Below are 22,534 nucleotides of genomic sequence, written 5' to 3' on the forward strand. Positions count from 1 at the left end.
GGTGCCTGCTTGCAGGCGCCACTAAGCGAGAGAGGATGTATGATGAACAAATGGTTCAAACACATAGGTTTAGCCATAGCACTGCTATTTAGTGCCGTGTGTCTAGCCAATGGTGGTGATGGACAGGCGATCCAACCTCAAGCCTCTGATGCCCAAATTTGGGCACAGCTGAAGGATGGCGCGACGGGATACACTACCTCACAAAGCGAGTTCCACGCACAGCCGATCAATACTTATGATCTACGGGTGTTGGAGCTACGTAGCGACTGGTTAGCGCCGGCTTTAATGGCAGCGCTATTCGGCATGATCATTATCTTTGTCTTATTTATCAAGGTGAACGGCATTTCTAAGCTACACCATGGTTTTTCAGGCAAGTTAGTGCATCGCTGGTCTAAATTCGACGTTTCTATTCACTGGTTAGGTGCGATTCCGTGCTTACTATTGATATTAACGGGCTTAACCTTATTAGCAGGTCGCTTCTTCTTCCAACCTTGGTTGGGCGAAGGCATCTGGGAAGCTATCGTCTATGGCGCTAAGCAAATCCATGATGTGATGGCGATTCCGTTTATGATCGGCTGGGCATTGATGACAGTGTTATGGGCGAAGAACCAGCTGCCAAAAATGTACGACGTGAAGTGGTTCCTGGTTGTTGGTGGTTACATCAACTTTGGTCCATTCAAAGGTAAACACCCTGATGCAGGCTTTGCCAACGCCGGTGAAAAAATGTGGTTCTGGGCCTTTGCCCTGTTCGGGTTAATCATTTCAGCATCTGGCATGTTGTTACTGTTCCCAAATCTTTTCGAACCAAGCCGCACCTTAAGCTTAATCGCGCTGGTATTGCACTCAGTGAGCGCCATCGTGATCTGTGCTTTCTCTATCGTGCATATCTTCATGGCAACGGTAATGTCAGAAGGCGGTATGGAGTGTATGGTGTCTGGTTATTGTGATGAAAACTGGGCAACCCAACACCACAACCTGTGGTACGACGAAATCAAAGCTAACGGCACGTTGAAATATAAAGAGTAAAAGTCGCTGAAAATAAAAAACCTCCACTGTATTTGTGGAGGTTTTTTTATGGGTAAAATAAGTGCGTTAACTCGAGCGATTAGAAGCGATACATCACAGAGACACCGATATTTCTGGGATCGATAATCGCGGCATAACCATCGGGGTAACTGCGGCTGGCGGGTTCATTTACCGTCAACGCTTGCTCATCAAACAGGTTGTTGACAAAGCCGCTAACTCTCCAGCTATCGGTTTGATAATCAAGGCTCACACGCGCCACGACATAATCACCCGCTATTCTAGATTCGGTATTATTAATATCCGCAAAATACTCGCCAACATAGTTGCCTGAAAAACCGAAAGAGAACGCATCATTCATCCAATACTTGAATCCAGCATTAGCAGTGATGTGCGGGGCTGAGTTCAACTGATTACCGATAATATCCCCATAGCTAGGGTCGGCTTGCTTGATTTCACTATCGAGTAAACCTACGCCCGAAATAAACTGCCAGTTTTCAGTTAACATGGCGCTGAATTCGGCTTCAATACCGTAACTGACGGCTTTATCGATATTGGTAATTTTGCGGGCGCTATTAGACGCTTGATAACCATCAAAATCGTTGTAGAAGATATTAGCACTTAAGTTGACATCGCCATTGGCAAATGCGCTACGGCTACTCAGTTCATAGGTATTTACAAACTCTTCATCGTAGTAGTAATACTCGCTTTCCACCAAAGACAGCGCGCCACCACCCGAGTTATAACCACGACGAACACTGGCCGCTAAGGTGGTATTATCATTCAGCGCGTATTGCAGTACTAACTTCGGCAGGGTAACGGTATTGGCGTCATCGAGTTTTTCCTCAAGTAGACTACCTTGATAGCGCATGTTGAAGTTACGTAATTGCTCCTCACGCATCACGCGGCCACCAACAGTAATCCAGATCGAGTCGGCGAGCCCATAGGTGACTTCACCATAAACGGAGGCTGACTTAGTGCTGTCATCACCACTATAGATTGAGCTGCCAGTACTACCAAAATCTTGGCTACGTTTAAAATAGGCTAAACCAACAAAACCGTTGAAATCTTTGTCTTTAAGGCCAAAGCTATATTTGCCATCTACGGTATAACTCTTGTCCTCCATATCCACATATTGCTGGGCGGTCACGAGAGGGTCATAGGTTTCAAAGCCCCAATCGTAATCCATATAGGCGACAATCAGATCGAGGGCTTGCCCTTCCCCGAGGTCATAATCCACTTTCACTGAGTGAGTTGTCGATTTAGTCTCGATATAACGTTGGGAAATCGGCTTATATGCCCATGGATCGTCACCGGTAAAATAGTTACGCCCTGAGTCACCTTTCTCATCATTGTATGAAAAGCTGTAGAGCACTTTTAGGTCTTCAATTGCGCTCGGTTGCCACAAAAATTTGCCGCGCCAGCGATTGGTAATGAGTTCATTTTGATCAAATGTGGCGGGATTCGTCTCGTATTCCAAGCCTTTATTGTAGGTTTCGCCCGTCACATTTTGCCCGCTCACCCTAAATGCTAACTCATCATCGAGGATGGGGCCTGAGAGCATCACTGCACTGTCGATAAAGTTATCTTGATTGCGATAACCCACGCGAGCCGCGCCCTGCCAATCGAAGGTTGGATCTTCGGTTTTAATAAATACCGTACCGCCAATGCTGTTACGACCATTAATCGTCGATTGCGGACCGCGGAAAACCTCAATTTGTTGAATATCCCACAGCCCAGTATCACCAGTAAGATCAGCAACAAAAGGCTCCGCCACACCATCGACTAAGGTTGATACCCGTGCACGAGCCCCACCGGTGAAAGAGTTAAATCCGGAGGCCGAACCATTACCAGAAACCCCACGGATATCGGGCACAGAGCCGGATAACACCACCACGTTAGGCACCTCAGATAAGGCACTTGAGGTTGATTGGTATTGGCCGCTATCGAGGGTTTCCTTATCAATCACTGAAATAGATGACGTCGTATCCTTCAGGCTACGCTCAATCTTTTCACCATAAACAGTAATTCTTTCAATCGGTTCTGAAGATTCTGCATCCACACCAGCATAAACGGAAGAGACCAGTAAACTCGAAACTATTGCGGCAATTGCACTTTGCTTAAACGCCCTGCATTTCATAAAAACCTCGACTGCACTCATTGATAAAAAGGTGTTAACTAAAAATGCCGACAATTTATCTTAAAACAACCTTAATCACAATTGATAATCGATATCATTTACATTCAACAAGTTACTTTGTGATGTAACGCAAATACATTAGGTATCGAAGGGAAAAACATCTGAAATCAAGGGGGTAAAAGCAACTTTTTGCAGATAGCGAGACGTAAGCTTATAACCGCCACGTGCATCAGACTGCTGCACCGCTAGCGCAAAGCTTTTTGAGTGCCGCAGATATTCCGCGAGTTAGACTGGCGTTAAACGTTTTAAATAACTAACTGATACCAAAGCATTTCCCTTAGCTATGCCAAATCCTCCCTAAGAACCATCTCACTTTACATTAGGCAAGTCAGAGCGCCGCAGCGGATCATCCGTAGCTTGCCGCACCCGGCTCGCCCAGTAGCCTGCCAGCAGGGCGCCTGAAAGGTTATGCCAAATTGAGAAAATCGCGCTGGGGACGGCGGAGACTGGGCTAAAAAACTTGATACACAGAGCGGTCGCGAGGCCAGAGTTTTGCAGCCCCACCTCAATCGAAATGGTTTTACACACGGTGTGACTAAAGCCGAGCAAGCGGCAACAGGTATAACCCAAGGCGAGTCCTAAGCCATTATGTAGAAACACCGCGAGTAAAATCACAGGTCCCACCTGCGCAAATTGCCCCGCATTTAAGGCCACAATAATACTGATGGCCAGCACAATCGCCACGATAGAAATAATGGGCAATGCGGGGGCAAGTTTAGCCACCCGCGGTTTAAAGAAATGATTCAATACCACACCCACAGTCACAGGGATAAGCACGATTTTAACGAGGCTGACTAGCATATCCATTAAAGGAATGGCGACCATCTCGCCGATTAATAGCTGGATAATCAACGGGGTGAGCACCACACCCACTAAGGTGGATAGCGCCGTCATAGTGATAGATAAGGCGACATCGCCCTTGGCCAAATAGCAGATCACGTTCGATGCCGTGCCGCCCGCCACGCTCCCCACCAGCACCATGCCTATGGTCAATTCCCGATTGAGCCCTAACAGCAAACTAATAGCTAAGGCACTTAAGGGCATTAGGGTAAATTGCAAGATTAAACCTGTGATAACGGCGCGTTTCTGCTTAAATGCATTGGCAAAATCCTGCAAATCTAAGGTCAATCCCATGGATAACATAATCACCACCAGCAACGGCACTATGCTGGTTTTCAATCCGCTAAACCAAGCTGGCATCAAATACGCCGTACCCGCCCCGAGTAAGGCAAATAGCGGAAAAAAGCGGTTGATATTAACCAATGGGAATCCTCCAAGATTTCAGGCGATTTGAGGAAATTAAGCAATGTCCGCTGGGATAATGACAGCCTGACTCCCTCAGCACAAGCCAAAGCGTCCACAAGTAAGAACCTCAACTTTTAATCATTTCAGCCTTTCGATTGAGCTCTTAAGTTAATCGCTCAAATTCAATAACAAAGAGCCAAAAACCTCAGTAAATATGCATCTATGTTTACTAAAACATGATCTGCTTAACAAAAAGCCCGTGATTTCCTTGTTAGGAAACCGTAACTTATAACCAGTTCACGTTTTATTTACTCCATACGAGGTAGTCTAATTGCGCTAGGTGGTCGTGAATTACCTAAAGCAATTTTGGTGTTTACGGTTAGCACTCTCAGATAGGAATCGTTATGTCTTCAGTTATTCAAACGCTCAGCGGCGCGATCGCAACGCCTTATCAAGCGAATATTACCGTCCCTAACTGGATGCTCAGCTCGATGGAACGAGTCATGCAGTATTATGTCGATAAGAATCTTCGCCTTGATACGCTCTCCGCCGACATCATGCCCGCTCCAGTCGAAGGCAAAAAGTACATGCTTTATGCCCATGTGCCCTTCTGCCATACCTTGTGTTCTTACTGCACCTTCCACCGTTTTATGTTTAAGGAAGACAAGGCGCGCGCTTACTTTATCTCCCTACGTAAAGAGATGGAGATGGTCAAAGCCTTAGGCTATGACTTTGAATCTATGTACATTGGCGGCGGTACCACCACAGTATTAGAAGACGAACTCGCCCGCACGATTGAGCATGCAAAGACCTTATTCCCAAGTATTAAAGAAGTGTCTTGTGAATCGGATCCACAGCATTTAGACAGCCCAGGCTTTAAGCAACTCAAGGGCTTAGTGGATCGTATGTCCATCGGCGTACAAAGCTTTAACGATGACATTTTAAAAATGACCGACCGCCTTGAAAAATTCGGCACAGGTCAACAAACCTTCGACAAGATCATGGCGGCTAAAGAGCTGTTCCCCATTATCAACGTCGACCTGATTTTTGGCTTCCGCGGCCAAACCGATGAAGTGATCCAGCACGACTTAGACATGGCCTCACGCCTCGACCCAAGACAGATCACCACCTATCCACTGATGATTACGCACCAAACGCGTAAGAGTGTTAAAGGTAAACTGGCCGCACCACAGGCGGATATGGCCAACCAATATCGTCAAATTTTAAACAGTCTAAATGGTCAATATAATCAATTGTCTGCATGGGCCTTTGGTAAAGCAAATGACGAAGGCTTCGACGAATATGTAATCGACTACGATGAGTATTTAGGGGTGGGTTCTGGCTCATTTAGCTTCCTGAACGACACTTTATACGTCAACACCTTCTCGCTGCGTAAATACCAAGAGCGGATCGCCGCCGGCAAGATGGGCGTCGAGCAACAGAAGAACTACAGCAAAAAAGATGTGATGCAATATCGCTTCCTGCTGGGGATGTTCTCCGGTCGTCTGTCGCGCAAATACTTCCGCGAAACCTTTGGCGTAAACTTAGACACCGCGCTGTTTAAGGAAATGACCTCGATGAAGCTGATTGGCGCCATCAAGAACGACCCCACCGATCCCGATAATCTGATCATCACAGATAACGGCAAGATGATGGGCCTGTTAATGATGAAAGAGTTTTACGCTGGCATGGATAACGTGCGCGCCCAATTGCGTAAACCACTCAAACCCTGCGATATGTAAATATCAGTTAAAGCACAAAAGGCCCAAGATGGGCCTTTTTGTTAGCGCCATTTCAGGCTACGCTTGCCATCACTCACACATGAGTCTGTCACCCAGTGATAAAGGAGTATTCGTTATGGGTTTTAATGAGCAAGAAAAACAAGCACTACTCGCCGTTAAAGGCGTTGGTCCTACCGTAATTAAACGCTTTGAAGAAATCGGTATTAGCTCACTCGCGCAGTTAGCCGAGCATGAGGTCGAGGATATCGCCAACCTCGTCGCTAGCATGTTACGCACCACTTGCTGGAAAAACAGCCCGCAAGCACGCAATGCTATTGCCGCAGCCATCGAACTTGCCCGCCATCAATAATCTTTTGATTTCCAATTCGTTGAGATATTTATGCCATCTTATTTACGCATCTTAGCTTGCACTCTAACCGCGTTGTTATTTAGCACATCGGTTTTTGCCAACGACAGCAGTTTCGGGGATGCCAATGGTTCAATCACCCTTAAATATCAGCCGCATATCAGTATGGACAAAGAGTCACTCTTTATCAGCGAGGCCGAAATCAGGGTCGATTATGTGTTTACCAACACCAGTTCGCAGGATCTTATCGTCCCTATCGCCTTCCCCATGCCGCCGATGTTTTTTGGCTCCGCCGATCACAGCAGCATCGATAACTTCACCCTTAAAGTGAATGGCAAACCCCAGCCAACTGAGCACAGGCTCGTCGCTCAACTTGCCGATAAAACCGATATTTCTGCCGAGCTTAAAAAACTCGGCTGGGGTGTAGAGGAAGTCGCCTATTTTGCCGAATATAGCAAAGTCCCCAAGGGCAAACCTGCGCTCCCCAAGGAATGGTTGGATGAGGAGCAACAAATCGCCTTTACCCTAAGCGATTACTTTGTGTGGGAACAAACCTTTCCCGCGGGCCAATCTGTCTCCATCAGCCACAGTTACACGCCTAGCCTCTCAACAGGCATCCCCGATACTGCCAATAGTATTATCGATACTTACACTGAACTTGCCTGTTTAGATGAAAGTGCTAAGCAAGGTATTAAGAAGCGTAATCTCGTCGTTAAACAAGACGGCGAAGATGTTGAATATGGCGTGGAATGGAGCCACCTTAGCTATATTTTGGTCACGGCCAATAACTGGCAAGGAGCGATTAAGGACTTTAAACTGACGCTGAAAAAATCCCAACCGACTGATCTCGTCAGTTTGTGTTTTGATGGTGAACTTAAAAAAACCGATTCACTCACCTTTGAGTTTCAGCAAAAAAAATTCACGCCAACGCAGGATCTCAGCATCCTATTTATCCGTAAACCGGATTTTGAATAATCAAAAAAGAAGCCAGCTAGGTGCTGGCTTCTTTATAAATCACTGTTTTTAAATTAAAAACCATAAGTCATACCTAACCAGTAACGGCGGCCATCTTCAATGTAGCCATATTCTTCTTGGGTTATTTCCTTATCGAAGGCGTTATAAATACCCGCGCTGAACTTAATGCTGTCATTAATGCGATAGTTGGCCCCTAAATCTAACAGCGTATAGGACGGCGCAATCAAACTACGCGAAGAAGGACCTGTGGTCGGCTGGCTCTCTTCGCCACGGTAGTTAACCCGCAGCCAAGTATTTAAGTTATCTATAGGCTCATAGTTAACCGACAATTGCACCAGATGTTTAGGTAGCTGGTTCAATGGACTCCCTTTGTAAGCGCCCGTTTTTTGCTCCGAATCGGTATAAGTGTAGTTACCCGTGAGCGCCAAGTTGCTGAGGATTTTATAGTCGATACTCAGCTCAACCCCTTGGGTGACTGCCTCATCGATATTCACATAGGTGGTTGGGTCGGAACCAAACTGATTCGGCCCATCAGTACATTGAGTCGCAGGGCAAGCGACACGGGTGATCTTGTCCTCAAACTCGTTATAGAACACACCAGCACTGGCCGTGATGGAATCGGTCAAATCCGTGTAAATGCCTAACTCATAGTTCACAGAGGTTTCGGGTTGCAAATCCGGATTACCATACATATTGCCGCCTCGGCTCACCTGCCCCCAATCTGGCACGGTTTGCCTTAGGCTCGGCGCCCGAAAGCCCGTCGACACACCGCCTTTTAAGGTAGTGTGCTCGGTCAGCCCCCAAACACCATAAATCCGTGGACTAAGGTGGTCACCAAAGTTTTCATCATCGTCTAAACGCAGGCCCAAGGTTAAGGCAAAATTATCGACAATACGCCATTCATCCTCTGAGAACACCGACCATTGACGGCGACTAATATCGGTTAAGTCACTGACCTGATTGCCAGTTTCATCGGTGAGATCTTGATAATTGAAAGCAGCACCAAAGGTGGCGGTATGGCTTTCACCTAGGGTGGCGATCACACTGGTTTGAGCATCGGTATTCTTGATTTTCATCTTGCGGGACTTGTTATCGTACACTTCGTGCTTGATATAAGTATCCGATGTGCCAAAGTCCCAACGTCCGGTATGCGACAATGAAATCGTGCTGTTTTCATACTCGGTTGTCGACGATGCAGGGCAACCACTGCGGCCACAACTGGCCCCCGGCGCTAATGGCGCAACGGTTTTCCCTAAGGTGCTATCCAACTCTTGGTTGGCGATACCGACTTCCAACATGATGTCATGGTCTTGATTCGGCGTGAGGGCAAATCTGGCGGTGAGATTATCCGCATCACGGCCTCGGTAACCACCGTAGATATTATCTTCTTCACGCTGGGTATATTGGCCGTATAACTGCACGCCAAGCAAATCTTTAATCAAGCCACCGTTCACAAAAAAGTTGCCCTGATACACATTGCCCGAGGCTGACTTCTCCTGCAAGGTGCTATCGAGGCGCAATTCCCCCTGCCACTCATTGGGCACTTTACGGGTGATAATGTTGATCACCCCACCAATAGCGTCAGAGCCATAAAGCGATGACATGGGGCCACGGACAATTTCAATCCTATCAATTGCGGCGAGCGGCGGCGTCCAAGCGCCTTCAACACCCGGACCATCGCTGTTGGTGCGGGTCTCGCGGGAAGACTGGCGTTTACCATCGACGAGGATCAACGTGTACTGGCTGCCCATGCCCCGTAGACTAATGTCCCGACGGTCGGCACCGCCAGTCACCACCACGCCGGGGACTTCTAACATGGCGTCGGTTAAGTCACGGTAAAAACGTGTATCAAGATCCTCTCGGGTGATGACGCTGATAGAAGCGGGCGCGTCACGTACTTGCTGCTCAAAGCCCGATGCAGTAACGACAATTCTTTCCATCATCTTGTCTTGATCGGGTGCGGTATCCGCCAAAGCCTGAGTGGCTGGTAGCAATAATGCGGTTGATACTAGCTGTGCGAGAATCTTTTTACGACGTAACAACATAACCAACGAATCTCCCTTAACGGCTTTCTAAATGATAATAATTTTCAATACGGTAATGTATCCCTATGTTACAATCGGCTCAAGTTAGACTTTGAGTAATCACTTGTAAGAGTTGCTTAAGAATGAATAGAAATATGGTCAAGGGCATGATCGTGTTTGCCGCCATCGCGGAAAAAGGCTCGATGAGCGCTGCGGCAACACAGCTTAATCTGAGTTCATCGGCGGTGAGCCAACAAGTCGCAAAGCTTGAAATGGATATGGGAATTAGTCTGTTTCACCGTAATACCCGCCACCTGACACTCACAGAGGCGGGCACGTTATTTTATGAAAACTGCATTAAAATCATAAAAATAGTAGAAAGTACCGAACATCAGCTGCATGCATTAAAGGGCACTCCCTCGGGGGAGCTTAAAATCGCCGCGCCAGTCGGTTTTGGTGGTGGTTTACTCAGCCAGCCATTAGCGCACCTGTTGGCGGCTCATCCGCAGATCAGCCTCAATCTGCAATTGCAGGACGGCCCAATTGATATAGTTAATGAAGGAATCGATCTGGCAATTTGCATCGGTCCCCTATCGGATTCAAACCTTATCGCTCGCCCCTTGGCGGATTGGCGCATGTTGCTGTGTGTGGCTCCGAGCTATATTCCCCAGCATCAGAGCCTGCAACACCCTGACGACTTACAAGGATTCAACCGTATTAGCCATAGCTATGCTAAACCCGAGTTCTTAACCCATTTACAGACTCAAGAGCGAGTCGAACTCTCAGCCCAGCGCATCAACGTCAATAATATGCAGACGCTTATCCAACTCACTCTCGATGGATTGGGCTATGCCGTATTGCCAGAGCCCGAGGTGCATCAATACCTTGCATCTGGCCAACTGGTAACACTTTTACCCGAATGGTCGCTACGCACCTACAGCGTTTATAGCGTGACCTCGGCGCGGGATAAACAGCCCGCCAAGGTGAAAGAAGCCATCACTGCGCTCAGCCATTATTTTAGCCAGATGGATTTTAGCCCGAGCCCAGCATTACTGACTCAACCCAGCGCCTGCGAACTCACGCCAAGATTAGCCATCCCCGCCTAACCGCTCGTTGGCATGCGTTTCATTTATCAGGTGAGTTAGAGTATGCTGTTTTATCCATTTGATTAAGCAGTAGTAATGTAATGCAAGATGTGGCCTTAGTGTTAGAGGGCGGCGGCCTGAGGGCAATTTATACCGCCGGCGTGTTAGATGCCTTTTTGCAGCAACAATTGCACTTCCCCTATGTAATTGGTGTATCGGCGGGGGCGATTTATCCCGCTTCTTATGTCTCACACCAATTTGGCCGCAATTTAAAAATTCAGCAGCAATATCTGCGGGATAAGCGCTACATGGGGCTGCGCCACTGGTTAGCCACGGGGAATTACGTCAATACCGATTTTACCTATAAGCGTATGGCCTATGAGTTACTGCCTTTTGATTTTAAAACCTTTTTAACGAGCGGTACTGAGTTTAAGGTCGGGGCATTTAATTGCCAGACAGGACAAACCGATTACTTTGGCATGGCCGATTTTCAGGAGCACGACAAATTGCTCGACGTGCTTATCGCCTCCTCTAGCCTGCCTTTTATGGCCAATCCCTATCGGATAAACCATCAAACCTACCTCGACGGCGGCATCGCCGCGCCCATTCCGGTAGCGCAGGCGCAGCAAGAGGGCTATTCACGCCAAGTGGTGATCCTGACTCAGGACGCAAACTATCGAAAATCACCGATGAAGTTCAATTGGTTAGCTCGCAAGCGTTATCAAGCTTATCCGGCGGTAGCCGCTGCACTTAAAGTGCGTCACCAACGTTATAACCAATCCCTCGAGGAACTCGCCCAGAGTGTTGCCAGCGGCCAGTCCTTTGTGATCCGCCCTGCTGCGCCACTTAATCTTTCGCGACTTGACCGCAATATCGATAAAGTGACCGCCGTGTATCACCAAGGCCTAGCCGATGGACAGGCGATTTTGCCTAAGTTACAGGCTTGGCTAAACACTGGAGCAGAAGTTAGTTAGAAAGCGAGGCGCTGACTTTGTTAATAATTAGTTCCCGCAACCATTTATGGCTAAGGTCGTGCTCGAAATGCTTATGCCACATCAGCAGATACGCCCCGGGGATCAGTTTAATCGGCGAGGGTAAATACATAAGATCAAACGACTTCATCACCGCCAAGGCATAACGGGACGGAGCGCAAAGAATTAAATCGCTTTGTTCACACAGGGCCAGCGCACTCTGGAAGTCGGTCATATTCACCGCAATATCCCGTTTCCGCCCTTGCATTTGCAGCACATCGTCCAGTAACCAATGTTCCAAGCCGCCAAAGGCCACCTGCAACTGGCGATAGCTTAAAAAGGTGTCGAGATTCCACTCCTGCGCTAATGCAGGATGGTCGCGGCGCATCAGGCAAACCGTATAATCCTGCACTAATTCAACATAGTGGAGATCGTCCGGAATATGGTTAACATGCATGGGTGAGCGTTCATCCCATTCGCGGCAGCCAATAGCCAAGTCAATATCGCAGCGCTGAAGTCTGTCCATGGTATCGAGCCGCCACGTTTGGCAATTGAGACTCACCCCGGGCGCCTGCGCTAAGAGCGAAGGCATAAAATGCGGGAAGGTCAGCGAATAGGTGGTTTCGACCAGATGCATCCGAAACTGGCGCTGACTTAAGGCGGGCTCAAAACTGTCTGGTCGAGTAAATTGCGCTAATTGCTGTAAGCATTGGCGCAAGTCAGGCGCCAGCGACAGCGCCTTGGGCGTCGGTTTGAGGCCGTAGGCGGTACGTTCGAATAAGGGGTCATCAAACACTTCGCGCAGGCGAGTCAATTGCTTGCTTACCGCCGACTGACTCAAATGTAGCCGCGCCGCCGCGGCTGTGACACTCTGCTCCTCGAGGAGAATTTCCAGTACGGGCAGTAAGTTTAAGTCTAAGTGTTTTAGCATTTAACCCCTCGCTTTTAAGGGATTACACCTCAAGTTTTGCGGCAACTTCATCAGCAGTAGCGACAGTAAAATCACTAAAATCCCTGCCCACTGGCGCATATCTAAGGCTTCACCCACAATCAATACGCCTAATGATACGGCAACCACGGGATTGACTAAAGCCACCATCCCCATGATTTCTGGTCCTAAATTTCGCATCGACCACAGCCAAGCCCAATAGGCCACCGCGGTATTGGCAGTAGCTAACCAAATGAGTGAAGGAACCACATTCATACTCGGGATCTGTGGCGGCCCCGCCATAAACCACGCCAGCGGGATCAACATCAATCCCCCCAAGAGTAATTGCCAAGCGGTGAGCACTAAAAAGTCGCCCACATCCCAGCGCTGCATCCAGCGGGAAGAAAAGGCAATCAACGTTGTCGCGCTCAGCATACACAGGACACCAATCGGGTCGAGATCCGCCGAAGGATTAAGCAATAAAATCACGCCACCGAGGCCCATTAAGCCGAGCAGTAACCACTTCATCCCCGGGCGTTTTTTATCGATCAGCCAAGCGAGGATCAAAAAGATTAATGGCAATGTCGCACCCAGCGTGCCCGCAACGGCGCCGGGTAGCCGATAGGCGCCAATAAACAGCAGCGCAAAGAAGGCGCCAATATTACAAAACGCCAGCAAGCTTAATTTAGACCATGCCAGCGTCGGCAAACGTGGCCGCAGCATCAGCAGCAATATGCCCGCAGGCAGCGCGCGCCAAACCGCCACCCAGTAGGGCGACATATCCTGTAAGTAAAGACTCACCAGTGCATAGGTGGTCCCCCAAAACACCGGGGCGAGTAACGCAATCACAAACGGCATAATGACTTCTTAAAAAGTATCTTGATATTAAGATATATTACTTTGAGAGAATAAAACAGGCAAGCGCTGAGATAAGGTTAATAGGGAGAAAAGAAAAGGGACTAGCGTTTATGCCGCTGTAGATATGCGCACGCAGAGCTGTGCTTAAGCCTTGTTTGCCGTATAATCGGGCGTCATTTTTTATAGGCGGGCAAGCATGTTCCATATCGCACTCTATGAGCCAGAAATCGCACCCAACACGGGTAATATAATTCGCCTTTGCGCAAACAACGGCAGCCAACTTCATCTAATTGAGCCACTTGGATTTGATTTTGAAGAGAAAAAACTGCGCCGCGCGGGCCTAGACTATGCCGATTTAACCAATGTGACTCGCCATAAAAACTTTGAGGCCTTCCTCGAGGCCATGGCAGGCAAACGCATTATGGCCTGTACCACTAAGGGCAGTCGCCCTCACACTGAACTGAGTTTTGCCAAAGATGACGTGCTGTTATTTGGCCCTGAAACCCGTGGTCTACCTATGCCGATTATCGAGTCGATCCCAACCGAGCAGCGATTACGCATTCCGATGGCGGCCACCAGTCGCAGCCTTAATCTCTCCAATGCCGTGGCGATTATCAGCTACGAAGCCTGGCGTCAGCTCGGGTTTGAAGGCGCAATTTAATACCTAGGAATACTGATTTGGATTAGGCTGGACTTAACCAGCCAATTTTCCAATCACTCAGCCATCCACGCCGAAAGATAGCTTTAACTTAATTCACACCAAAGCCATATAACCTTGCCGCTAGGTGTGCAGTGTGAATTGTCATTGTTTCCCCAGTGACACGCCGTGAATATATCCCTATAGGCTCGACGGCGGCATCCCTGCCGCCAACGGTCACAGTTGCAACAATAACAATCTTTACGACCAAAGAACTGTTCATCTGGCTAAAAGATATTGCCCCAAAGATTGTTTTGAGCACATGATCAATAACTTTCAGCTACTGAGCATTGACCAAACTTTAGTAATGATAGAAAGTGCCCAGTATTGTTATTGAATCAGAGCAAATTTCCATGCTTTTAAAAAAGATGTTTCTTGCAGCGTTTATCTTATTTTCAGGATTTGTCGGCTTCCTGATCGGTTTATTTTACTCTTCTTCGACTATTGATATCTGGTTCAATAGAGCACAGGTAATAACGTCGGTATTGGCTTCGATTGCGACGGTTCTTGGGGTTGCGTTGGCGTATCTCGCTCTTGATGCATGGAAGTCACAGTTAAGAGGAAGCCACATTTATAACCTATCCTCAGAACTTCAAGACGCTTTGTTAACTACATTAACCATCGCTTTCAACAAAGATACACCTATCATTGGTAACCAAAAATTCGGTGAAACAGGATTTAGAATAACCAGACTAAGCCTTGAGTTAAAGTTAAAAAAATTTGATCCTGAGATATTAACTAAAATATCCGATGTTCAATCAATGATTGCAGAAGATGTAAGGGCTAACGACTTAGTTTCCGACAACACTATTTCAACACTGCTCACCATTATAAATGAACTAGCACGAAATATTAATAATCAGTTTAAATAACAGAACGTAAATAAAATTAATAAAAAAGGTAATTTTCTTAATCTCATTACTGCTCAACTTTCAGTTATTGGGATTATTTTTATTTATTCGAAATGAAGATAATTCCGTAAAAAATAAACTCGATTTTTTCCCAAAGTGAGTTGCGTATTGTCGAGCATGAATTAGTCAGCTTAATGAGATGGTGCGACAGGCGTCATTTCTATCCCACGAAAGAGCTGATAGCGGTCGATATCATCATCTAAATATTGGATATTTTGCGTCCACTGCCATGCGCCTTGGGGCGATTTTGCTTCGAATAACAGTTGAATTAAAGCGGCGCGCGCATTCACAACTCCCTCGCCCAGCAGGGAATAATCGCCATTTTGTTGATATAAACTAAAGAGTTGCTGCTTTTCCTGCGAGACACCGTCGTAGTAGATCAATAGCACTTGCTCGCCTTGTTCCCGAAACCACCAAGTCTCGCTGTAGGGAGCGTGCGTACCGACACTTACGGAGAGGATCAACTGCCGCTGATCATGGGAACAAAATCCATTGACCGTCACTTGTCTAGGGGTGTCACTTGCCTTAGCGGCATTGCCCTGCCACTGCCCCACCATTTGCGGGCAAAACGCCTTAAAGCTTACCTTAGCGGCTTGCGCAGGAAAGATAGCCAAGCTGCCCAAGGCGAGTATCAATACATTTTTGATCAATAGCTTGCCCAGTTTTTGCGGGATGATTAACGCCATATTCGAGTCCTATTTCAATCTCCCAATACATTAGCGTTAAAACACCTTAGCCACAAATACGCCATAACACTTTGCGCCATACCCAACCTACCTCGTCATCAAAATGCGGCCAGTGGTTACAGTTACTTACATAAAAGTCACTCTCACCACCGATAGACTCAGTTTGATTTCATGCTCAGTTTCTATACTGTGATGTTTAACGGGACAAAATAACGATAACACTCTGAATGATAAGGAGACATCTAGTGAAGAAGGCAGGCATTTTACTGCTTAGCTTACTCATGCCTTTCAGCACGGCATTTGCAGAAGCAAGCAAACCACTCTCAGTCGAATTACTTTGGCAACTCAAACGCATAGGTAACCCAGTGGTGTCCTCCACGGGCGAGCATATTATTGCACCTGTGACTGAATACGACCTTAAGGAAGACAAAGGTTCAACCCAACTGTGGCGCTTCGACGGTGAAGGTAAAAATAACCGTGCGATTACCGCCAAAGGCTTAAAAGTCAGCGAGCCGGTGTTTTCGCCAGATGGTAAAACCTTAGCTTTTATCAGCGAACGTAACGATGATGACGCGGGCCAAATTTACCTACTACCTATGGATGGTCCGGGAGAAGCCTGCAAGCTCACGGACATTCCCACCGGCGTCAATGGCATCAAGTGGGTTGGCAAGCATTTGTATTTTATTAGCAATATCTTTCCTGAACAGAATTGGGAGCAAATGAAGGCCCAGCTCAAGACAGATAAAGATAATAAAGTCTCCGCCCGCCAGTGGAATGCACTGCCCTATTCGCAGTTCGATCATTGGTTAGATGAGCGCCGTCAGGCCCATGTATTTAGGATCCCAGCCACAGGCGGCGCGGTTGAAGCCGTGACTCAGCCTTTAGGCCATGAACTGCCACGCTCAAGCCAAAGCAGTTCAAGCTATGATATCTCCCCCGATGAGAGCTTAATCGCCTTTAGCGCCTATGGTTCGGATAATCGGGTTGATCCTAAGTTAGATTTGTTCCTCGCCACTATAGGCGGCAGCAAGGCTGAAAACATCACTCCAGAAAACCCCGCGCCGGATCTCAATCCATCCTTTAGTCCTAACGGTAAAACCTTGGCCTTTACTCGCCAAAAAATTACCGGATTTTATGCCGATACGGCAAGGCTAATGCTGCTGGATGTAAGCAGTCGCAAACTCACCACGCTCACCGCGGATTGGGATCGCTCAGTGTCTGACTTCAACTGGACACCCGACAGCAAGGGGTTATATGCCAGCATTGATGATGCCGCCACTAACCGTATTTACCATATCGATGCCAAGAGCGGTAAGGCCAAGGCCATCACCCAAGCTACCGACTTTAGCCAACCTGCTATCGCTAAAGATGGCCAGTTGATTGCGACCAATCAAAGCTTTTTGTATCCAGCGCGTTTAGTCAGCATCAATCCTCGCAATGGTAAAACCGAGCGTTTAGAACAGTTTAACGATGATATTTTAAAGGATGTCGATTTAGGCACCTATGAGTCGGTCACCTACAAAGGTTACCAAGGCCAAGACATTCAAATGTGGGTGCACTATCCTCCCGGGTTCGACCGCAGCAAAAAGTATCCGCTGTTTATGTTAATCCACGGCGGCCCACACAATGCCATTAGCGATGGTTTCCATTACCGCTGGAATGCGCAAACCTTCGCCTCTTGGGGTTATGTAACCGCGTGGCCAAACTTCCACGGCTCTAGCGGTTTCGGACAAGAGTTTGCCGATGCCATTAACCCAGATTGGAAAAACAAATCCCTCGAAGACGTGCTCAAAGCCGCAGACTGGTTTAAGCAACAAAGTTGGATCGATAGCGATCGTATGGTTGCAGGTGGTGCCAGCTATGGTGGCTACTTAACCTCGATTATTTTAGGCCAGCCGCATCCCTTCAAGGCGCTGCTGATCCATGCCGCGGTATACGACATGTATTCACAAATGTCGGCCGACTTTGCCGTCCACAGCACTCGTTTTGGTAACTACTGGGATAATCCTGAGCTGTATAAAGCGATTTCACCCCATTACTTTGCCGCCAACTTTAATACCCCAACCTTAGTCAGCCATGGTCAACTCGATTACCGTGTGCCCGTCGGCCAAGGTTTTGAGCTGTTCCGCACCCTGCAAACCCGTAATGTTGAATCGCGGATGATTTATTTCCCCGATGAAAACCATTGGATTATGAAGCCTAACAACTCCATCTATTGGTATAACCAAGTGAAAGATTGGATGGCTCACTACGCTAAGCCCGGTGCGCAATAACGCCTAGAACCTAGAACCTAGAACCTAGAACCTAGAACCTAGAACCTAGAACCTAGAACAGAAAAGCAAAAGGTCTGCACTCTGCAGACCTTTTTGTTGGGCGAAATAACTAACGCCAGTGGTTATTGACCAAAACCCACCGCATTAATATCAACGGTTTGCACTTGGCCATACTTGGCCGCGATAGGCGCAATCTTGCTGGCGTTGCCGATCAGCACAAACTGTAAGTCCTTTTGCGGGAAGTAAGTTTTCACTAACCTTTGGGTTTCTTCTAAGGTTAAGCCGTCCACTTTTGCTTGGAACTCGTTGATAAACTTATCATCGAAGCCATAGAGATACATGCCAGATAAGAGTCCAGCCAATTGGCCCGAGGTTTCGAACTTAGGCGGGAACTGACCTTTAACATAGGCCTTAGCCGAATCAAGAGTCGCTTGGTCAACGCCTTTTTCCCATAAACGAGCATAGGTTTTCAGCGCTAAATCAATCGCTTCTTGAGTGGTTTCCGTCTTAGTGAAGGTGCTAATGGTAAACACGCCCGAGTCGGTATAAGGACTAAAACCGGAGCGCGCGCCATAGGTTAGCCCCGCATTCACCCGCAGCTCATCGTTCAGCCAAGAGGTAAAGCGGCCACCTAAAATGGTGTTCACTACCGTTAGCCCTACATAGTCTGGGTTATCACGGCTAATGCCTAAACCACCGATAACAAAGGTAGTTTCCATCGCATCTGGCTTATCCACCAGCAGCACTTTGGCCTCAGTTAACTTAGGTAAACCTTGGTTTAAGTCGGGCTGAACGAGTTTTTCGCTGCCTTTCCACTGACCAAAAGTCTGGGTTAGCTTGGCCTTCATCGCCGCCACATCAAAATCCCCCACCACCGCTAATGCGGTATTGGCAGGTTGATAGTAGCTTTTATGGAAGGCGCGCAGCTGCGACACTGTGACTTGCTCAAGTGACTCGCGATTACCCGATGAAGCATTACCGTAAGGATGAGTACCGAACACCAGTTTATCGAAGTAGCGACCAATCACGGCGCGCGGGCTTTCTTTATCCTGCTGCAGACCCGCAATGGCACGCTGCTTAAGCTTATCGAACTCGGCCGAATCAAAATCGGGGTTTAATAGCGCGGCGCTGAATAGGCCAAGCATCACATCGGTATCTTTTGCCATAAAATCGGCAGCCAGATAACTGCCTTCTTTATCGGCTTCGGCCCCTAAGCTAGCGCCGAGAAAATCCACTTGTTGCTCAATCTCGGCCTTGGACTTACCTGCCGCGCCAAGGAGTAAACCTTCGGCGGTCATTTGGGCTATACCCGCTGTGGTGTCATTTACCGCACCCGCACGCACGACCGCGTTTAGGGTGATCAACGGCACTTCGCGCTGTGGCATTAAATACACGGTAAGGCCGTTATCTAGCACTAACTTGTCGTAACTTGGCATGGCAAAGCTGCCGGTATCGACGCGTTTGGATGCCGTGGTGGAGGCGCAGCCGGATAAGGCTAAGCTAGTGCCTAGGGCCAATGCGACCACTAACTTAGTCGGTTGCCAAGATGATTTTACAAAGGATGATTTTACAAAGGAGAGTTTCATTGCTATCGATTTCATTGAGAGTTCTCCTCGTTTGCCGCCAATACCGCGACCGTGCGATTCGATTTGCGTAAATAGGTTTGGGCAACACGTTGGATATCCGCAGGCGTTACCTTGTTATAGGCCTCTGGCGCATTAAATAACTTGTCGTAACTGCCAAAATACATTTCATAGGTACCGATAGTGTTGGCCTTACCATTAATGGTTTCCATCGCGCGGTAAAAATCCATCAACTTGATATTTTTAACTTTATCTAGCTCTTGTTGGCTAACGCCATTGGTCGCAATGGCATCGATTTGTTCAATCAGCGCCCGCTCTAGCGTCGATGCTTTCACCTCTGGCGTAGCTACACCCATGACGTAAAAGAGATTGGGATCGACCGACATCGGCATATAGGTTTGCGCTTCTAAGGCCACTTGTTTATCTACCAGCGCTTGATATAAACGCGAGCTATTGCCTTGGCTTAAAATCGAACTTAATAAATCCAGCGCATAAAAATCTGCGTGAGTCGCTGCCGGAATATGGTAAGCCAGCATCACATTAGGCGTACTGACCGAGGCTTTTTGAACAAAGGTACGGCGCTCACCCTTTTGCTCAGGCTCCACGGTACGCACGGCCTTTGGCGGTGTTTGCGCAGGAATAGGCGCAAAGTACTTGTCGGCCAAGGCTTTAACTTGGGCAAGCTTCACATCACCCGCAATCACCACGACCGCATTGTTTGGCGCGTAATAGGTCTTATGGTATTGCACTAAATCTTCCAAGGTCCAAGCGGCGATATCCGATTCATGACCAATCACTGACCAAGAATAGGGGTGCGCTAAAAAGGCTACGCCTTTAACTTCGCCTTCAAGGGTATTCCAGTTGGAGTTTTCAAGCCCAGTTGAACGCTCCGACTGCACTACGCCACGTTCGCTTTCCACCATAGCGGGATTGATATCTAAGTTGGCGATACGGTCAGCCTCGAGGTCGAACATGGTTTCTAGCGCATTAGCGGGGAACCAATCGGTATAAACCGTCATATCCTCTGTGGTATAGGCATTGTTAGCCCCGCCCGCCGCTTCCATGGTACGGTCGAACATCTTAGGGCCGTATTTTTTCGAGCCGTTAAACATCATATGTTCGAAAAAGTGTGAAATACCGGTAATCCCCGGGACTTCGTTACGGGAACCGACTTTCCAAAATAGATACATGTTGGCATTGGGAATAGAAGAGTCCTCTAGCACCATGATTTTCATGCCGTTATCTAGCGTGAAACTCTTAATATCTTCTGCCGTGGTGGCCTGTGCTTGGCTTAGGGGATTAAAGAGTCCCATCGCCAATACCAGCGCCGATAGCGTGCGCTTCATCTTGTTCGCTCCTTGCTGTAAAAATTCACATAAGAGGGCATATTGATTAACAAATCAAGGGCGAAAAGATCTTCCCGCCCAATTTTTTGTAAGCTCAAGTTATACCGAAAAGCTGACGGAATAAGGCTTAAGCGGTTTATTGTGCCTTCAGTGCCGTAAGGGCAACCTTAGTCATGGCCTCAACACCAACTTTTAACGCGCTTTCATCCACATAAAATGCGGGCGAATGGTTACTGGCCGCCGTTTCAGGATCTGTGCCCTTTGGCGTTACCCCAAGGAAGAAAAACATCCCAGGAGACTCTAGGGCATAGAAGGAAAAGTCCTCGGCACCTGTGATTAATCCTGGCTCAATCAGCATCTTATCGCCGACCACACTGGCAAGCACTGGGCGCATACTGGCGACCAATTCGGGATTGTTCACCACCACGGGGTAACCTTGATGGATTTCAGTTGTCGCGGTGGCACCTAAGGTTTTTGCCGATAATTCAGCGATTTCGGCCAAGCGCACCTTAATATCGGCACGCATAGGCTGGTCAAAGGTGCGGATGGTGCCAATCAACTCGACTTCATCGGGAATAATATTCGAGCGAATGCCACCATTTACCGCGCCAAAACTCACCACTGCGGGCGCTTTGGTAATATCCACCTGACGACTGACAATAGTTTGCACATTGGTAATAATTTGCGCCGCGGCGACAATAGGGTCGACGCCATTCCACGGACGCGAGCCATGGGTTTGGCGACCTTTCACTTTGATCGTAAAGGAATCTTCACTCGCCATAGCTGGGCCGCTGCGCACCCCAATCATGCCGCTTGGCATACTCGAGGTCACATGCATGCCAAACACTTGGTCGGGTTTACGCTTGGCAAATAGCCCTTGTTTTAGCATGAGTTCAGCGCCGCCCTCTTCGCCATCTGGCGCACCTTCTTCAGCAGGCTGGAAGATAAACATCACATCGCCGGCAAGGCTATCCTTCACTTTCACTAAGTTCTCGGCCACGCCCATTAACATAGCCACATGGGTATCGTGGCCACAGGCATGCATCACCCCTACGGTTTGACCGCGATAGGTATCTGTTGCTTTAGAGGCAAAGGGCAGATCGACGACTTCGGTCACGGGCAAGGCATCCATATCCGCGCGGAGCGCAATTAACGGACCGGGCTTACCGCCCTTTAACTTTCCGCCTTTCAAGATAGCAACAACCCCAGTATGGGCAATGCCCGTTTGCACTTCTAACCCGAGGGATTTCAGATGCTTTTCGATAATCTTGCTGGTGCGAAACTCGCGATTAGATAGCTCTGGATGCTGGTGTAAATCACGGCGCCAGTCGAGCACCTTTTGCTCCACCCCCGCCGCCAACTTAGCCGCATCGGCCTGCGCCGCATAGGCAGAACTTAAGCCTACACCCATTAAACTCAAAGTGACGATGGAAGCCAGTAAGCTCTTGGCCAATTTTGATGTACTCACACCGAATGAACTCACATAAGGTGCAAAGGATGTGGCGACAGAAGATGTTGATAAAGCGCGCGATACCGAGGATACAGTCATAGCGATAACCTATTGTTGTTTTTATAAGCTATCTAAACTACACGGACATTGAGAAATTGTTAATAGATTTAATAGCAAGGCTTGTAACGAAG

At 48.0% G+C, this 22,534-nt stretch carries 18 protein-coding genes; 9 read left to right on the plus strand and 9 right to left on the minus strand.

Going from position 1 to position 22,534, the window contains the following annotated elements:
- Positions 1-42: 42 nt before the first annotated feature.
- Positions 43-1,026 carry a formate dehydrogenase subunit gamma gene (locus JM642_RS19085; RefSeq protein ID WP_037423443.1) on the plus strand — a complete coding sequence of 328 codons (984 nt, stop codon included), beginning with the start codon at positions 43-45 and terminating at the stop codon, positions 1,024-1,026.
- A gap of 79 nt (positions 1,027-1,105) precedes the next feature.
- Here the strand turns inward: JM642_RS19085 and JM642_RS19090 are convergent, their stop codons facing one another.
- Both JM642_RS19090 and JM642_RS19095 read right to left on the minus strand, forming a co-directional pair.
- Complete coding sequence (locus JM642_RS19090) at positions 1,106-3,163, minus strand: TonB-dependent receptor (protein ID WP_203432363.1); 2,058 nt, start codon at positions 3,161-3,163, stop codon at positions 1,106-1,108.
- Positions 3,164-3,532: 369 nt separating this feature from the next.
- Complete coding sequence (locus tag JM642_RS19095) at positions 3,533-4,486, minus strand: bile acid:sodium symporter family protein (protein WP_203432364.1); 954 nt, start codon at positions 4,484-4,486, stop codon at positions 3,533-3,535.
- A gap of 386 nt (positions 4,487-4,872) precedes the next feature.
- On the opposite strand from JM642_RS19095, the gene JM642_RS19100 reads away from it, so the two are divergent.
- From JM642_RS19100 to JM642_RS19110, 3 genes are all read left to right on the plus strand, one after another.
- On the plus strand, positions 4,873-6,210 hold the full coding sequence (locus JM642_RS19100) for a coproporphyrinogen III oxidase family protein (protein ID WP_037429197.1): 1,338 nt from the start codon (positions 4,873-4,875) through the stop codon (positions 6,208-6,210).
- Between the two features lie 115 nt (positions 6,211-6,325).
- Positions 6,326-6,559: a helix-hairpin-helix domain-containing protein gene (locus tag JM642_RS19105; RefSeq protein WP_203432365.1), complete on the plus strand. Its 234-nt coding sequence runs from the start codon at positions 6,326-6,328 to the stop codon at positions 6,557-6,559.
- A gap of 30 nt (positions 6,560-6,589) precedes the next feature.
- On the plus strand, positions 6,590-7,531 hold the full coding sequence (locus JM642_RS19110) for a DUF4424 domain-containing protein (protein WP_099457274.1): 942 nt from the start codon (positions 6,590-6,592) through the stop codon (positions 7,529-7,531).
- Between the two features lie 53 nt (positions 7,532-7,584).
- Here the strand turns inward: JM642_RS19110 and JM642_RS19115 are convergent, their stop codons facing one another.
- On the minus strand, positions 7,585-9,576 hold the full coding sequence (locus tag JM642_RS19115; protein ID WP_203432366.1) for a ligand-gated channel protein: 1,992 nt from the start codon (positions 9,574-9,576) through the stop codon (positions 7,585-7,587).
- 122 nt (positions 9,577-9,698) lie between these two features.
- Between JM642_RS19115 and JM642_RS19120 the strand changes: the two genes are divergently transcribed.
- Together JM642_RS19120 and JM642_RS19125 are read left to right on the plus strand one after the other, a co-directional pair.
- Positions 9,699-10,661 carry a LysR family transcriptional regulator gene (locus JM642_RS19120; RefSeq protein ID WP_203432367.1) on the plus strand — a complete coding sequence of 321 codons (963 nt, stop codon included), beginning with the start codon at positions 9,699-9,701 and terminating at the stop codon, positions 10,659-10,661.
- Positions 10,662-10,741: 80 nt separating this feature from the next.
- Positions 10,742-11,614 (plus strand): patatin family protein, encoded by an 873-nt coding sequence (locus JM642_RS19125; protein ID WP_203432368.1) that lies wholly within the window; start codon positions 10,742-10,744, stop codon positions 11,612-11,614.
- Here JM642_RS19125 and JM642_RS19130 read toward each other — a convergent pair.
- Together JM642_RS19130 and JM642_RS19135 are read right to left on the minus strand one after the other, a co-directional pair.
- Positions 11,607-12,542 carry a LysR family transcriptional regulator gene (locus JM642_RS19130; protein WP_203432369.1) on the minus strand — a complete coding sequence of 312 codons (936 nt, stop codon included), beginning with the start codon at positions 12,540-12,542 and terminating at the stop codon, positions 11,607-11,609. The genes JM642_RS19125 and JM642_RS19130 overlap by 8 nt on opposite strands.
- Entirely contained in the window at positions 12,543-13,397 is an 855-nt protein-coding gene (locus tag JM642_RS19135) for an EamA family transporter (protein WP_203432370.1), read from the minus strand.
- A gap of 196 nt (positions 13,398-13,593) precedes the next feature.
- Here JM642_RS19135 and trmL point away from each other — a divergent pair, with 196 nt between their 5' ends.
- Both trmL and JM642_RS19145 read left to right on the plus strand, forming a co-directional pair.
- On the plus strand, positions 13,594-14,058 hold the full coding sequence (gene trmL, locus JM642_RS19140) for a tRNA (uridine(34)/cytosine(34)/5-carboxymethylaminomethyluridine(34)-2'-O)-methyltransferase TrmL (protein ID WP_144345271.1): 465 nt from the start codon (positions 13,594-13,596) through the stop codon (positions 14,056-14,058).
- Positions 14,059-14,411: 353 nt separating this feature from the next.
- The gene (locus tag JM642_RS19145; protein WP_144345273.1) at positions 14,412-14,966 is read left to right on the plus strand and encodes a hypothetical protein; all 555 of its coding nucleotides are present in this window, start codon (positions 14,412-14,414) and stop codon (positions 14,964-14,966) included.
- A gap of 170 nt (positions 14,967-15,136) precedes the next feature.
- On the opposite strand, the gene JM642_RS19150 is transcribed toward JM642_RS19145, so the two are convergent.
- On the minus strand, positions 15,137-15,691 hold the full coding sequence (locus JM642_RS19150) for a hypothetical protein (protein ID WP_203432371.1): 555 nt from the start codon (positions 15,689-15,691) through the stop codon (positions 15,137-15,139).
- A gap of 245 nt (positions 15,692-15,936) precedes the next feature.
- On the opposite strand from JM642_RS19150, the gene JM642_RS19155 reads away from it, so the two are divergent.
- Complete coding sequence (locus tag JM642_RS19155) at positions 15,937-17,964, plus strand: S9 family peptidase (RefSeq protein ID WP_203432372.1); 2,028 nt, start codon at positions 15,937-15,939, stop codon at positions 17,962-17,964.
- 122 nt (positions 17,965-18,086) lie between these two features.
- Here JM642_RS19155 and JM642_RS19160 read toward each other — a convergent pair whose 3' ends face one another.
- The 3 genes from JM642_RS19160 to JM642_RS19170 form a co-directional block, all read right to left on the minus strand.
- Positions 18,087-19,565, minus strand: a complete 1,479-nt coding sequence (locus JM642_RS19160) for a pitrilysin family protein (protein WP_203432373.1) — start codon at positions 19,563-19,565, stop codon at positions 18,087-18,089.
- Positions 19,562-20,893, minus strand: coding sequence for a pitrilysin family protein (locus JM642_RS19165; protein ID WP_144345277.1), 1,332 nt, complete (start codon positions 20,891-20,893; stop codon positions 19,562-19,564). Before JM642_RS19165 ends, JM642_RS19160 begins: the two co-directional genes overlap by 4 nt.
- Before the next feature lie 136 nt (positions 20,894-21,029).
- Entirely contained in the window at positions 21,030-22,442 is a 1,413-nt protein-coding gene (locus tag JM642_RS19170; protein WP_203432374.1) for an amidohydrolase, read from the minus strand.
- Between the last annotated feature and the right edge of the window lie 92 nt (positions 22,443-22,534).

This window comes from Shewanella sp. LZH-2, from assembly GCF_016859145.1.
In the GTDB taxonomy this organism is placed as follows: Bacteria; Pseudomonadota; Gammaproteobacteria; order Enterobacterales; family Shewanellaceae; genus Shewanella; species Shewanella xiamenensis.